General features: G+C 34.6%; 10 protein-coding genes. 9 read left to right on the forward strand and 1 reads right to left on the reverse strand.

From position 1 onward, the window contains the following. Positions 1 to 2 precede the first annotated feature (2 nt). The 4 genes from RYK07_RS04405 (at position 3) to RYK07_RS04420 (ending at position 6951) form a co-directional block, all read left to right on the forward strand. The gene (locus RYK07_RS04405; protein ID WP_314852579.1) at positions 3 to 3173 is read left to right on the forward strand and encodes an FtsX-like permease family protein; all 3171 of its coding nucleotides are present in this window, start codon (positions 3 to 5) and stop codon (positions 3171 to 3173) included. Positions 3174 to 3410: 237 nt separating this feature from the next. Beyond that, the gene (locus RYK07_RS04410) at positions 3411 to 3677 is read left to right on the forward strand and encodes a metalloregulator ArsR/SmtB family transcription factor (protein ID WP_314257266.1); all 267 of its coding nucleotides are present in this window, start codon (positions 3411 to 3413) and stop codon (positions 3675 to 3677) included. A 1-nt stretch (position 3678) separates the two neighbouring features. After that, entirely contained in the window at positions 3679 to 4320 is a 642-nt protein-coding gene (locus RYK07_RS04415) for an SdpI family protein (RefSeq protein WP_314852580.1), read from the forward strand. Between the two features lie 105 nt (positions 4321 to 4425). Further along, on the forward strand, positions 4426 to 6951 hold the full coding sequence (locus RYK07_RS04420; RefSeq protein ID WP_314852582.1) for an ABC transporter ATP-binding protein/permease: 2526 nt from the start codon (positions 4426 to 4428) through the stop codon (positions 6949 to 6951). A gap of 467 nt (positions 6952 to 7418) precedes the next feature. Here the strand turns inward: RYK07_RS04420 and cbpA are convergent, their stop codons facing one another. Then, entirely contained in the window at positions 7419 to 8057 is a 639-nt protein-coding gene (gene cbpA / locus RYK07_RS04425) for a cyclic di-AMP binding protein CbpA (protein WP_314257272.1), read from the reverse strand. A 218-nt stretch (positions 8058 to 8275) separates the two neighbouring features. Here cbpA and RYK07_RS04430 point away from each other — a divergent pair, with 218 nt between their 5' ends. The 5 genes from RYK07_RS04430 (at position 8276) to sstT (ending at position 15004) form a co-directional block, all read left to right on the forward strand. After that, the gene (locus tag RYK07_RS04430) at positions 8276 to 9640 is read left to right on the forward strand and encodes a hemolysin family protein (protein ID WP_314852583.1); all 1365 of its coding nucleotides are present in this window, start codon (positions 8276 to 8278) and stop codon (positions 9638 to 9640) included. A gap of 179 nt (positions 9641 to 9819) precedes the next feature. Then, positions 9820 to 10863, forward strand: coding sequence for a Fic family protein (locus RYK07_RS04435; protein ID WP_314852584.1), 1044 nt, complete (start codon positions 9820 to 9822; stop codon positions 10861 to 10863). Between the two features lie 216 nt (positions 10864 to 11079). Next, complete coding sequence (locus RYK07_RS04440; protein WP_314852585.1) at positions 11080 to 11931, forward strand: helix-turn-helix domain-containing protein; 852 nt, start codon at positions 11080 to 11082, stop codon at positions 11929 to 11931. An 86-nt stretch (positions 11932 to 12017) separates the two neighbouring features. Beyond that, complete coding sequence (locus RYK07_RS04445) at positions 12018 to 13607, forward strand: ABC transporter ATP-binding protein (RefSeq protein ID WP_314852586.1); 1590 nt, start codon at positions 12018 to 12020, stop codon at positions 13605 to 13607. A 155-nt stretch (positions 13608 to 13762) separates the two neighbouring features. Beyond that, entirely contained in the window at positions 13763 to 15004 is a 1242-nt protein-coding gene (sstT, locus tag RYK07_RS04450) for a serine/threonine transporter SstT (RefSeq protein WP_314852587.1), read from the forward strand. Positions 15005 to 15060: the final 56 nt, after the last annotated feature.

Here is a 15060-nt window from a genome sequence, read left to right on the forward strand (position 1 = left end):
TCGTGAAGAAAAAAATATTGAATAAAGCGATTCTTTCTTCATTGAAGGAATCGAAGGGAAGATTTTTATCAATCTTATGTTTAATGATGCTTGGTTCATTTGCATTAGTAGGATTAAAAGTTTCGGGTCCGGATATTCAAGAAACGGTTCACCAATATTTGGAGAAGTATCATACAGCGGATATTTTTGTGTTGGCAGATTATGGATTAAGTCCAAAAGATCAAGAAGATTTAAAAGAAGAAAATGCAGAGGTAGAATTTGGATATTTTGTGGATACTGTAATAGAGGATAGCCCACAAGCGATTCGAGTATTTTCTAAGACTGCTCAACAATCGGAAGTGGAATTAGTGAGTGGGTCTTATCCAAGTAATCTTGATGAAGTGGTATTAGATGAACAGCTATCGAAAAATTATCAAATCGGGGATTTCATAAGTTTAAATGAAGTAAAGTCTCCGTCATTGTTAAAACAACACGAGTTTAAAATTGTGGGATTTGCTCATTCGAGTGAAATTTTATCGAAAAATAGTAAAGGAGTCTCGACTGCAGGAAGTGGAGATTTATCAGGATTTGCAGTTGTTCTACAAGAAAGTTTTGACAGCTCTGTTTATACAATTGCCCGTTTACGTTATTCGAATTTACGTAATTTGAAAACATTTAGTAGGGAATACTTAGATGAAGTGGTTGGGATTCAACAATCTATCGAAGAAAAATTATCCGATAATGGAACCGTAAGGCTGAATGATTTAAAAGAGGAAGCAGATGGAAAAATCCAAGAGGGCGAAGAACAAATTTCTCAAGCTAAAAATCAACTAGAAGAGGGAAAAACGAAGCTAGAAGATGGGAAACAACAATTAGCCAATCAAGAAGGTAAATTAGTTCGAAGTCAAAACGAACTCGCACAAAATCAGGGCTCTCTAAATAGAGGGAATCAAGAAATTCAACAAGCAAAACAAAACTTACAAAGTCAGTTTGAATTACTGGAAGCTAATCGAATACAGTTAGAAACCTCCAAACAAACGTTGGATCAACAAAATAGTGCCTTGCAAGAAGGAAGAAAGAAAGTAGCGGAAGCAGAGCAACAATTAGAAGCTCAAAAAGAAAAAGGACTTCCTCAAACAGCATTATCTGCTATGCAAGAAAAAATCCTTCAACAAAAACAAAAATTAGAAGCTGGGACTACCGCTTATGAACAAGGCATGAGGCAATATGAGAGCGGATGGTCTAGTTATCAAGAAGGCTTGAAACAGTACCAAGAAGGATTAGCAATCATTCAGTCTAAACAAAATACGCTAGATGCTGGACAAAGGGCATTAGCAGAAGGTAAAAGACAAATTGCTGCTGGTGAGGAAGCTATAGCGAAAGCAAAACAAGAACTTATTGACAAACAAAACCAATATACAGATGAAAAAGAAAAAGCTGAAGGAAAGATGAGTCAAGCTGAAACAGATTTAGAAGATGCAAAAGTCAAAGCTTCAAAACTAACGAAACCTCGTTATTCTGTTTATACTCGCTCAACTATGCTAGGCAGTGAAGGCTATTTAAATATGAAGTCTACCGCAGATGGAATTATTTCTGTAGCGAATTTATTTCCTGTTGTGTTATATGCTGTAGCAGCTTTGGTGACAGTGACAACGATGACTCGTTTTGTGAATGAAGAACGAATGAATGCCGGCATTTTAAAAGCGCTAGGTTATAGTACATTTGATGTGATGAAGAAATTTGCCTTTTATGGTTTTAGTGCAGGGATGATTGGAACAATACTAGGTATTGGTTTAGGAACTTACTTTTTACCAAGTATATTAGGCGTTACTTTATTAAAAGAAACGATTCTTCCTTCGATTTCGCTATTGTTTAATTTGCGAATTACGATTGTAGCCTTACTATGTTCGATTGGGTGTAGTGTTATTCCACCAGTATGGATTGCTTATCGAGAATTAAAAGAAAGTTCGGCAAGTTTACTATTACCAAAAGCTCCGAGTGTGGGTTCTAAAATTTGGTTGGAGTATATACCGTTTATTTGGAAGAGATTTAGTTTTACTCAAAAAGTTACAGCACGAAATATTTTCCGTTATAAACAACGAATGTTGATGACGATATTTGGAGTAGCGGGTTCGGTCGCTTTATTATTTGCTGGAAGAGGAATTTTGTCTTCCTTATCAGGCATTGCTCAACGTCAATTTGGGGAAATCATTACGTATGATGCTATTGTTGTCAAAGAAGCGGTGATGACGGGAAAAGAACAAGAAGCCTTGAACCAATTATTAGCAACAAAAGAAATTGAGCATTATAGTGATGTACATAGTGAAACGATTACCACTAAAATTCCTGGCGTACATGAAGAACAATCAGTGACAGTATTAGTAGGAGAAGAAGCCGAGTTAAGTCGTTATTTACAGTTGTATGATGCGAAAACGAAGCAAGCGAAGACACTTTCAAATGATGGAGTGTTTTTATCGAAAAAATTAGCGCAGTTGTTGAATGTTCACGAAGGAGAAACGGTTCGTTTGCCGATTAAAGACGGTGTTACGAAAGAAATGGTTGTGTCAGGCATTATTGAAATGTATGCGGGCCACTTTATGATCATGTCGCCAACGGTTTATGAAACGTTAACTCAAGAAACACTAACAAAAAACGCAAGCTTTGTTAGCTTTAAAGAAAAAGATGCGGATAGTGTACGTAAGATGTCTGCTCAATTATTAGCTCAAGATGGAGTGAAGGCAGTTATACAAAATACTTCTATGATTCATCGAATTGAAACGATTGTTGGTTCATTGAGTCGAGTGATGATTTTATTAACGATTGTGTCGGTTCTGTTAGCTATTGTGATTTTATATAATTTAACAACGATTAATGTGGCAGAGCGGATTCGAGAATTGTCGACGATTAAGGTGTTAGGCTTTTTGAATCGAGAGGTGACATTGTACATTTATCGTGAAACGATGGTTCTTTCTTTGATTGGGATTGGAGTAGGGCTATTGTTGGGGAAGGTATTGCATCGTGTGATTATTGAAGCGGTGGCACCTGCATTTGTGCGGTTCAATCCGCAAGTCGGCTTGGATGTTTATATTTGGCCGTGTATTTTTATCTTATTGATTTTAGCAGTGCTAGGAATATTAGTGAACCATATGCTGAAAAAGGTTGATATGTTAGAGGCCTTGAAGTCTGTTGATTGAAAATGAAAAAAGACTGGAATAGCTGTAGCAATGGACGCAAGCAGCTTCGCGAAGCGAATCTCTCCAATGCTACGGCTATTAGTATTTTCATTTTTATTCACTTCAAAAATACCGGCGTTTTTTATTGTAAAAAATTTAAACATCTATTTAAAAATATTTTTAAATAATTCTTGCATTTTGATTTCACAAGGAGTATTATCTATTTAAAGAAAATTTTAAATAGAAAGAGATGATCATATGTCTGTAAATGATATTTTGTCTGCATTATCGGATGAAAACCGTCGGAAGATTTTAGAAATTTTACGACAGGGAGGAATGAATACTGGAGACTTAGCACAGAGCTTACAAATCACACCGCAAGCATTGTCGTATCATTTAAAAAAGTTAAAACAGGCGAATTTAATTTATGAAACAAAGGAAAAAAACTTTATTTATTATGAATTAAATTTAACAGTTTTAGAAGAGGCAATTGTTTGGATGAATTCAATTATTGGAGGAAAATAATATGTTAGTTGAACAAAGAAAAATTTATTTATTAGATGTCATTTTGACTTTTTTACCTATATTACTTGCTTTATGCGTTGTTTGGTATGCACCTGAGACAATCGTTTCTCGTTTTGACTTAGAAGGCAATATTGTCGCAACAGCTTCCCGTTGGACGATTCTAATATTACCAATTTTCATTTTATTATTATCTGGCTTGATCAAATGGATTGATTATAAAGAATTAGTCGGAAGTCATAACAAGGAAATTAGCCGTTATATTTTCAGAGTAACATTACTATTGTTTAACGCTATCGCCTTTTTCCAATTTTTCTTAATTTTAACAGGGTATAGTATGGTATCCCAAATGGGACGTTTGATGGCATTTCTTATAGGGTTATTTATGATATTCGTTGGAAATGTTAGTCCTAAAATTAAAGAAATGAACAAGCACTTTGGATTCCGTGTGCCTTGGATTATGAATAATGATGAAGCTTTTCGTAAAACACAACGATTCTTCGGATTTGCGAGTATGATTTGTGGAATTATCTTTATTTTAATTTCATTATTTGTGGCGAATCAATTAGCAATGATTCTTGTAAGTAGCGTTTTATTGCTAACGATTGGGATTACTATAGTGTATTCATATAAAATTAGCAAATAAATGATGAATGACTTTTCTAGGTAATAATTTTAGGCAATATTCTCTATCGTTACGAAGAAAAATTATGTTATTAGACTTAATAAAAAACTAAAAGGAAGTTAGACAATGTTACAGTTACAACATATTTCAAAAATATATAAAACTGGAAATCAAGAATTTCACGCGTTGAAAGATATCTCGATCCGTTTCCGTGAAAATGAGTTCGTCTCAATTCTCGGACAATCGGGTTCAGGGAAAACCACCCTATTAAATATCATCGGCGGACTCGACCAATACACATCGGGTGATTTACTTATCCAAGGAAAATCAACAAAACAATTTAAAGACCGAGATTGGGATAGCTACAGAAACCACACAATTGGTTTCGTCTTCCAATCCTATAATCTTATCGGCCACCAAACGGCACTCTCAAACGTCGAGATTGCGATGACGCTCTCTGGTGTTTCTAAAGCAGAACGTAAGAAATGTGCCATCGAAGCGCTAGAACGAGTTGGATTGAAAGATCATTTATATAAGAAACCAAACCAAATGTCTGGGGGACAAATGCAACGAATCGCGATTGCACGTGCCCTTGTCAATAATCCAAAAGTCGTTTTAGCCGATGAACCGACTGGAGCGCTTGATTCTGAGACTTCACTTCAAATCATGGAGTTGTTAAAAGACATCGCCAAGGAACGTCTCGTTATCATGGTGACGCATAACCCAGAGTTGGCACAGGCGTACTCCACTCGTATCGTACAAGTATTAGATGGAAACATCTTAAGCGACTCGAATCCATACGAATCAACCGAAGAAACCAAACAAGGCGATATTCAGTTCACGAAGACGAAGATGAGCTTTATGACAGCTCTAGCCCTCTCGTTTAATAACCTATTGACGAAGAAGGGCCGTACCTTCCTGACTGCCTTTGCCGGTTCTATTGGGATTATCGGGATTGCCCTTATTCTGGCCCTTTCGAACGGTGTGAGCAACTACGTGAAGAAAGTGCAAGAAGACACCCTCGTTTCTCTTCCTCTGACGATTAGAGAACAGAACCACAGTAATTTGCTTGCAACCTCTCCGGATTTGAGTGATAAACCTTATAAAGACAATAACGAACTCGGAGTCAATACGGTGTTGACGAATTTATTGAAAAAACAAATTGGGAAAAACGACCTCGCGCCTTTCAAGACTTACTTGGATGAACACGCATCCGAAGTCGCAACCCTTACCAAAGACATTCGTTACCAATACAATTTACAACCGTACATTTACGCTAGTGATACATCGAGCGGTCCAAAGAGCATTCTTCCGTCAAACTTATCGGAAGAAATCGACACGTCGAACCAAACGATTAAAGGTTACTTGCAAAATATTGACTACTGGAGCCAACTTTCAAGCGACGAGGAGATGCTTAATACGCAATATGACGTGCTAGAAGGTCGACTTCCAAATGATAAATCTGAAATCGTCCTTATAGTGGATGAAGATAATCAAATTAGCGACTTGCTCCTTTATAGCTTACGCATTAAAGACCCTAGCGAATTAAACGATGTGAAGAAACTCGATGAACTTAAATCACAAATATATCAATATAGTGATTTCATCGGAAAAACATTCAAAGCCGTTGTGAACACGAACAGATTCGCCAAAGAAAATAACCAATGGATGAATAAAATTAACGACGAAGCCTATATGAAGACGCAAATCGAGAATGGGCTCAATCTTACAATTGTCGGCGTTCTTCGTCAAAAAGAAGGCACCAGTTCTGGTGTGAACACTCCTTCTGGTGGTGTGGCTTATACAAGCGCTCTTATCGATTATACTTCTGAGCAAATTCAAAATAGTGACATCGTAAAAGAGCAAGAAGTCAACCCAAACATCAATGTATTTACTGGAAAAGAATTTGCCAAAGATCCAAAACCATTCAATTCAGCTAATTTAACCGAAGAAGAAAAAATCCAGTTGGTAAAATTGACGCCTGAACAACAAGCGCAATATATCCAACAATACAACGAAAACTCAGCTGCTACTTACGAGGAAAACTTAGCGAAATTGGGTGTTATCGACAAATCCAAACCGGCTGCTATCGAGTTCTACACATCTTCGTTCCAACAAAAACAAGAGTTAAAGGACTTCATCAACGCCTATAACACGGCGAAAAAAGACGCCGGCGAAGACGACAAAGTGCTCGCCTACTCCGACGATATTCAAACCATCATGTCTTCGATTACGACAATGGTGGGTGTGATTACAACCGTACTTGTTGGCTTCGTGGCTATCTCGCTTATTGTATCATCGATTATGATTGCGATTATCACGTACATCTCGGTTCTCGAACGTACAAAAGAAATTGGAATTCTACGTGCAATGGGGGCTTCGAAGAAAGACATCCGTCGCATCTTCACGGCCGAAACCGTCATCGAAGGATTTATTTCCGGGCTACTCGGTATCGGAATTACAGTACTTGCTGTTTTCCCAATTAATGCGATTGTTGAGAAAATAGCAAAAGTTAAGAATGTGGCACAATTACCGTTGTCTGCAGCACTTATCCTTATCGGTATCTCAATTATCCTTACCATGTTAGCTGGTCTTATCCCTTCACGTATCGCCGCGAAGAAAGATCCAGTTGAATCATTACGAAGTGAATAATATCTATACTCCAAATTTATTATTATAATTCGTTTAGTTCTCGAAATAAAAACGTAATAGAAACACCTCAAAGGATAATTAGTTAACTCTAATTTTTAGGTTATTTGACAAATCCTGTTGGTGAGAAATCACCGACAGGATTTTTTATATGCAAAAAAGAGAAATCCAGATTATGATTAAGTCGACCAAAACCAATCAAAGGAGGATTTCTTTCATGGATTATTGTATATAAAAATTACTAAGATTAACAGAAGAAAATTTTATTACGGATGAAAAGAGTAAAGGGACAAAAAAATAAAAACAGAAAAAGTTGGAGCGCTGTAGCTTTGGTACTATAAGCCACAGGGGCTTATGGTACGGGAAAAATTGAGACCGAGGCTCAATTTTTAGCCATGAGATTCGCAAAGCGAAGCTGCTGGCGTCCCTAGCTACAAAAGCGTAGACTTTTTCTGTTTTTATTTTTGTTTTTAGTAGTCGTTCAAATCTTCCACTTCAGCAATTGAGAAGTCTTTTTTCTCTAGCGCTGCAATAATTTGATTCAATGTTTCGTTTGAAACTCCCGCTGGAAGCGTAATTAACAGACGACGAAGTGTACGATCTCTTTCCGTATCTAATGTCATCACATTGGCAATAGAAGCATATTGATTAATAATCTTAGAAATTTGAGCTAACGAACCCTTTTCACCACCAGAAATAATCGTTAAAACATAAGAACCATTATTCACACTCCAAGATTCTTGAAGCATATTTAATAAACTACTATGCGTTAAAATACCATAAAAATGTTGAGAATCATCTAACACCGCAATATAAGGTAATTCTTTAATCGTAAAGAACACTTTGAAGAACGAACTCGTAATATTGATAAATTTCGTAGTATTTTTAATTAAATGAGTAACCGGTAAGCTCATATCGCCCCCATTTGCTTTATGACGATAGATGTGCATTTTATAAATATTTCCACGGAAGAAAGTTTCTGTTTCATCTAAAACTGGAACGCAACGATATCCAGAGTTTTCTAAAATAACAATCGCTTCTTCAAGAGTACAAGATTCTTTAACAACCGTTAAACTCTTTTTCGGAATAACAAGTGATTTTAATAGCATAGACATGCCCCTTTCTTGAAATCAATTTTCGTGTTTTGTAAAATATAGACACGTTTTCATTATTGATAATACCACTTTTTGATTAAAAAGTAACGAGAAATTTATTAAAATAGGGGGCAAAAATCTCTATATGATGGACATATCTTGCATTTTCACGCAAAAGTGAGTATGATATTTGTATATTTTTAAAAAATTAACAAAGTAAAGGGGATAACTGAATGATGACAGCAGATTCTGATGGGAGTTCGCTGGGAATCCAGATTTTAATTATTGTACTATTAACTGCCATAAATGCATTTTTTGCAGCAGCGGAAATTGCTTTTGTATCGGTCAATCAAGGAAAGATGAGTCAAAAAGCGAGTGAAGGAGATAAGAAGGCGCAACGAGTGATGCGTTTATTAGAAAATTCGGATGAATTTTTAGCAACGATTCAAGTAGCGATTACGTTAGCAGGATTCTTCTCAAGTGCTTCTGCAGCAACAAGTTTTGCTTCACGTATTCAACCATTATTGGAGAATGTACCGGGTGCAGAAACATTAGCAATTTTGATTGTGACTATCATCTTATCTTATTTAACATTAGTGTTTGGGGAATTGTATCCAAAACAAGTTGCTTTACAATTGGCGGAACCGATTGCCTTACATACGGCAGGAATTATTTTATTTGTTAAAAAAGTTTCCAAACCATTTGTATGGATTTTAACCGTTTCAACGGGTATTTTAAAACGAATGACACCAATTGAATTTAATAATGAGCAAGAAAAATTAACGCGTAGTGAAATGAAATCTCTTCTAGCGAATAGTCGTAATGATGGAGCGATTGATAAAGAAGAATTTACAATGCTTCAAGGAGTTTTATCTCTTGATTCAAAACTAGCTAGAGAAGTGATGGTACCAAGAACGGACACATTAATGCTTGATGTGGAAGATGATTTAGCAGAAAATATCGAAATCATTTTAAGTAGTTCTTATTCACGTTTCCCAATTTATGAAGAAGATAAAGATAATGTCATTGGAGTTTTACACTCTAAAGATGTTTTAAGAGCGGCAAAAGAACAAGGTTTCGATCAAATCCAATTAATGGATTTAGCGCATCAGCCATTATTTGTTCCGTCAACGATTTTCGTAGATGATTTATTAGTCGAATTTAGAAAAACACGTCAACATATGGCGATTTTAAAAGATGAATACGGTGGAGTCGAAGGTGTCGTAACATTGGAAGACTTAATCGAAGAAATTGTCGGTGAAATTGAAGATGAGTATGATGTGGAAGAAATGAGTTACCGTGAAATTGATGAGAAGAATTTCTTAATTGATGCGGGAATGACATTAGAAAAATTCAATCAAACATTCCAGACAACGATTGATTCAGATGAAGTGGACACAATGGCGGGAATTATTTTAGAAGACTTAGGATATTTCCCAGAAGATGACGAAGTGGTAGAAGTTCGTAACGAGAATGTCTTATTAAAACCAACATTAGTAGAAAATGGAAGAATTCGTCGTATTCATGTTCACTTACTAACTCCAGAAGAAGTAGAAGCGTACGAACAAGAAGAAAACGAAGAAGAAACAGAAGAATAATATATCGTAACTATCGGGTCAACGAGCTCGGTAGTTTTTTTGTGTTTATAGATGCTAATCTCGCCATCGCTAAATTTTCATAGCCAAAACGTTAAAAATGGCGTAGATTAATCTCGCCATTCATAGTTTTTCTACGCCAAATGTGATATAATGGCGTAGAAAAAGATGGAGGGGATATTTTGAGACAATTTAATTATTTAAAACTGATGGAATTATCTATACCTGTAAATATTTATCATCATATTGCTAAAATTCATGAATATAAAGGAAAACAAGAGCTTTATGTAGAAAACTATCCGGATGTACTGGAAAAAATGGTGGATGTTGCTAAAATTCAAAGTACAAAATCCTCTAATGCGATTGAAGGGATTTATACAAATGATGCAAGACTGAAGGAATTGATGAATCAAAAGGCAGAGCCTCAAAATAGAAATGAAGAAGAAATTGCAGGATATAGGCATGTGCTTGATCTAATTCATGAAAATTATGATTATATCGAGTTTAATAAAAATGATATTTTAACACTGCATAATCAGTTGTATTCTTATTCTTTCGTGAATCATAACGGGAAGTTTAAGAAATTGGATAATAGTATTATAGAAGTAGATGCTTTTGGAAATCAAAAAGTTCGATTTCAACCAGTTAGTAGTTTTGAAACAGAAATGTATGTTGATGAAATGGTGAAGGCTTATAACGAAGCGATAAAGGAAAATGTTCCTCCACTTATTTTAATTCCAGCGCTCATTCATGATTTCCTATGTATTCATCCGTTTGATGATGGAAATGGAAGAATGAGTAGAATTTTAACATTATTATTACTCTATAAATTTGGATATTTTGTAGGGCGGTATATTAGTATAGAAATGCTGATTGAGGAAACAAAAGAGTCTTATTATGAAGAATTACAACATTCAAGTGAAAAATGGCATACTGGAGAAAACGATGAATTGCCATTTATCAAATATATGCTAGGTGTTATCTTGAAAGCATATAAAGAATGTGATGATAGATTTAGATTAATAGGAGAAAAACAATTAACATCTCCCGAAAGAGTATTAACAGTAATTCAAAAATCTTTATCGCCACTTTCTAAAAAGGATATTATGATTCTTTGCCCAGATATTTCACAAAGAACAATTGAACGAGCTCTAAAAGAATTACAGGATTTAGAAAAGATACAACAAGTAGGAAATGGTCGTTCTACAAAATATATAAAACTATAGATTTAAACTAAAAGAAACTATCGGGTAACTGAACTCGATAGTTTTTATTTTAGAGATTGTATAATTTCGGATAAGTTTGGGCGTGGTTTTGGATTTTTTGTTGAATTCTCAATGATTTTTTCTGTCATATTCTTTACTCCTTTTTAAAAATGATTATAATAAAAACTAAATTATTGTGTAAAAAGTAATCTTATAGGATGACTTGGGGGAGAAGTTATGGGACATGGAGAATTTATTAAAAAAATCAGACAAGAAAAGCATTTAACTCAAAAAGAGTTAGCGGAAGGTATTTTAAGTAAAAACTTTTTATCGAAGTTTGAAAGAGGAGAAAGTAAAATAACGAGTGAAATTTTTTTGAATTTGTTGGAACGATTAAATGTCTCCTTAGATGAATTCGAACAATTAGTGACTTCAAAACATTCTCAAAAGGAATTCCTACAAAAATTAGACACTTTTAAAAGTCAAAAAGACGTTTATTTATTGGAAATTTTAAAAGCGGAAGAAAAACAATTATTTCAAGCTGATAGAAATAGACGACATCTTCATAATCAAATTTTGGTGGAAGCTCATCTACAGTATTTACAAGGTAACAATCTTGAGGTGAAGCAAAAAAGAGTGATTCAATCCTATTTATTTGAAGTAGAAGAATGGGGAGATTATGAATGGGAATTATTCGGGAATATTGTTTTTTGTCTTTCCACTAAAGAAACACATTTATATATAGATTCTATCTTTAGAAAAGCTCGTTTAGGAAAACAGGACATGATGCATAAACGAATGTTGTGTCGTATTTTATTAAATATTTTTTTAGAAGATATTGAAGCAAATTCATCTGAAGCTAGCCAAGTAGAAAAGTATTTAATAGAGGTATTACAAGATGAAGAATTTTATTACGAGAAAATTCGTTTCAACTATTTGCAAGGGATTCTTCACATTTATCAAGGTTATGTAGAAAAAGGGGAACAAGAGTGTTTGAAGATGATTGATGTTTTTAAGAATTTAAAGGAAGTGAAGAAGGCTTCTCAATATCGAGAATATTTAGAGTGTGTTTTGTGTGAAATAGAATAAATCCAACTATAGGATGATATTTTTCAAAGTATTTATGGGGAAAGTATACTGTAAGTAAACATTCGTTTTTTTAAGGGGAGTATGACATGATTCGAAAGTTAACATTACAACTCATAACTATTTTCATCATCTTTTGTAGCTTAGAGGGATTAGAGTTATGGACAAGCTTTATCCATGCAGACTTATTAAATTCTCTGGTGGATTTGGATTTTCATCAATTCGGAATGGGAGCATTATTACTAGTAGCGGTATATGCTGTTTTTCTAGTAGTAACGTATATGGATCTTCGTTATCGCTCCTTTGTAAAGCAAAAAATTGCAACGATTTGGAGAGATGAAGTGAGTGAAGCTATTTCCAATACATCTTATGGTCATTTTCATCAAAAGAAGAATCATGATTATATTGCTTGGTTTACAAGTGATATGGATCAAATTCAAGAAATGGCAGTCAATCCAAGTTTTTCCTTGTTAAGGGGAATTTTAGGAATCGTATTTTCAACGATTGGGTTATGGAGTATTCATTGGAGTTTAGTCGTTGTTGTGATGGTTGAAATTGGTGTTTTACTTCTATTGCCGAAGGTTTATGCTAAAGAACTATCTAAGAAAACCGTGCATAAAACCAAGGAAAATGAACGATTGAATCAAATTATTTCTGATGTATTATTAGCGTACGATACAATTTTTGTGTTTCAACAATGGAAATATTTTAAAGAAAAAATTCATCAAGCTTCTGAACAATTGGGATTTACTCGAAGAAATTATAGTAAATCTTTTGCAAAAGTAGCAGTTTTAGGTGGCTTTGGGAATGTCCTTAGTCAAATTTCCATTTTTTTATTTACAGGATATTTAGTGACTAAGGGAATTGTAACTGTAGGGGCTATTTTGGCAACGACAAGTTTAGCAGGAACTATTTTCAATGCCGTTGGAAATATGAGTCAAGAATTAGCGATGGTTACTAGTGCCAAACCATTATTTGAAAAAATTCATACATTAACGCCTTCAGCACGATCAGAGGAGAATGCAGTAGAAACACTTGATAATGCAGAAGTATTATACAACATAGAAAATCTTCAGTTTGCTTATGGAGATGCTATCGTGTTGAAACCTTTTAGTAAAACCTTATTCAAAAACCATAAATATGTCATTATGGGAGAAAGTGGAACAGGAAAATCTACTTTGCTTAATATTTTAGGAGGAAAAATCGAAGGATATCATGGGAATGTAACTCTATATCAAAAAGAATTAAATACCATTCCCTATTCAAAACTATACGATTCCGTTACTTATGTGGAACAAAATCCTCATATTTTCCAAGGAAGTATTCGTGAGAACATTGTTTTCCAAGAAGAAATATCGGATGAGAAAATTTGGAATGTACTAGATCAGGTATTGCTGAAATCCATCGTGGAACAATTACCTCAAGGTTTAGATACAATGATAGGAGATACTTCCTCAACATTGTCAGGAGGACAATTACAACGTATTTCTCTAGCAAGAGCGCTTGTGAGAAATCCTCAAGTGTTATTATTAGATGAAGTGACAGCGAATTTAGATGTTCAAACTGGAACTGAAATCATGCACTCTTTATTGCAAGAAGAAAATTTAACCATTCTTTGGGTAACTCATCATCTTCCTGAAGGATTGAAATCTTTATTAGATGAAGAAATCATTTTGTAAATAGAGGGAGGGAAGAGTTTTCTTCCTCTCAAAAGCAGTGAAAAAGAAGTGTTTTCTTAAGGAGGACAAATGTATCTAATTCGTGGATTTTTATTGACAGAATAGGGTTTGTTTGTGTATGATTGTCGCTATATTAAGAGAATAGGGGCAAGAAGATGAAACAAGCATTAAATTTTTGGAATCAATTAAGTTTGATTAACCGAATCGTCATTGGTATGATTATTGGTATTTTATTAGGAATTTTCGTTCCTCAAGCTGTAGCGGTAGGAACTATCGGGACAGTTTTCGTAAGTGCGTTAAAAGCAATCGCACCATTATTAGTATTCTTTATTGTACTAAGTGCTTTGGCACAACATAAAGAAGGACATGAAACAAATATGAAATCAATTGTGGTTTTATATTTATTCGGAACTTTTGCAGCAGCGTTAGTGGGAGTTCTTGTTAGTTTTGCATTTCCAATTACATTAACATTAACGGACACTGTATCAGAAATTGCAGCGCCGGAAGGAATTGCTTCAGTATTACAAACCTTAATTTTAAAATTAGTAGATAATCCAGTGAATGCTTTAATGAGCGGAAACTATATTGGTATTTTATCTTGGGCAGTTGTGTTTGGATTTGCATTCCGCAAAGCAGATGAAGCAACAAAATCATTTTTACAACAAGTGGCAGATGCAACAAGTTATGTTGTTAAAGTAGTGATTAGCTTTGCGCCATTTGGGATTATGGGATTAGTTTATACAACTGTTTCAGAAAATGGAGTAGGTGTATTTGCAACTTATGGTGAGTTAATTATGGTATTAGTTGGAAGTATGTTCTTTGTAGCATTAATTATGAACCCAATTATTGTATTCTTTATGATTAAAGAAAATCCATATCCATTAGTATTCCGTTGTTTAAAAGATAGTGGAATTACAGCTTTCTTCACTCGTAGTTCAGCAGCAAATATTCCAGTAAATATGGAATTATGTAGAGATTTAGGATTAGATGAAGATAGCTATTCAGTATCAATTCCTTTAGGGGCAACCATTAATATGGCGGGCGCAGCAATTACAATTACAGTATTATCATTAGCAGCCGTTAATACTTTAGGAATTCAAGTGGACTTTTTAACAGCGTTAGTACTAAGCGTATTATCAACAGTAGCAGCATGTGGTGCTTCTGGAGTAACTGGTGGATCATTATTATTAATTCCTGTAGCATGTAGCTTATTCGGAATTTCAAATGATATTGCGATGCAAGTTGTTGGGGTTGGATTTATTATTGGGGTATTACAAGATTCTTGTGAAACTGCCTTAAATTCATCAACAGATGTTTTATTCACAGCAGCAGCAGAATTCCGTCAATGGAAAAAAGAAGGTCGAGTAATTAATGTTCGTCCTGAATTAGCAGAATAACATTTCTAGGGAAGATTTTTTAGTCTTCCTTTTTTTTGTGTTGACTTTTTTAAAAT

The sequence above is a fragment of the uncultured Granulicatella sp. genome (assembly GCF_963528315.1).
In the GTDB taxonomy this organism is placed as follows: domain Bacteria; phylum Bacillota; class Bacilli; order Lactobacillales; family Aerococcaceae; genus Granulicatella.

What these genes read in the sequence shown, in the direction of transcription:
- RYK07_RS04410 (WP_314257266.1), top strand. Translation starts at nt 3,411, where the DNA reads ATGTCTGTAAATGATATTTTGTCTGCATTATCGGATGAAAACCGTCGG.
- RYK07_RS04415 (WP_314852580.1), top strand. Translation starts at nt 3,679, where the DNA reads ATGTTAGTTGAACAAAGAAAAATTTATTTATTAGATGTCATTTTGACT.
- RYK07_RS04420 (WP_314852582.1), top strand. Translation starts at nt 4,426, where the DNA reads ATGTTACAGTTACAACATATTTCAAAAATATATAAAACTGGAAATCAA.
- cbpA (WP_314257272.1), bottom strand. Translation starts at nt 8,057, where the DNA reads ATGCTATTAAAATCACTTGTTATTCCGAAAAAGAGTTTAACGGTTGTT.
- RYK07_RS04430 (WP_314852583.1), top strand. Translation starts at nt 8,276, where the DNA reads ATGATGACAGCAGATTCTGATGGGAGTTCGCTGGGAATCCAGATTTTA.
- RYK07_RS04440 (WP_314852585.1), top strand. Translation starts at nt 11,080, where the DNA reads ATGGGACATGGAGAATTTATTAAAAAAATCAGACAAGAAAAGCATTTA.
- RYK07_RS04445 (WP_314852586.1), top strand. Translation starts at nt 12,018, where the DNA reads ATGATTCGAAAGTTAACATTACAACTCATAACTATTTTCATCATCTTT.
- sstT (WP_314852587.1), top strand. Translation starts at nt 13,763, where the DNA reads ATGAAACAAGCATTAAATTTTTGGAATCAATTAAGTTTGATTAACCGA.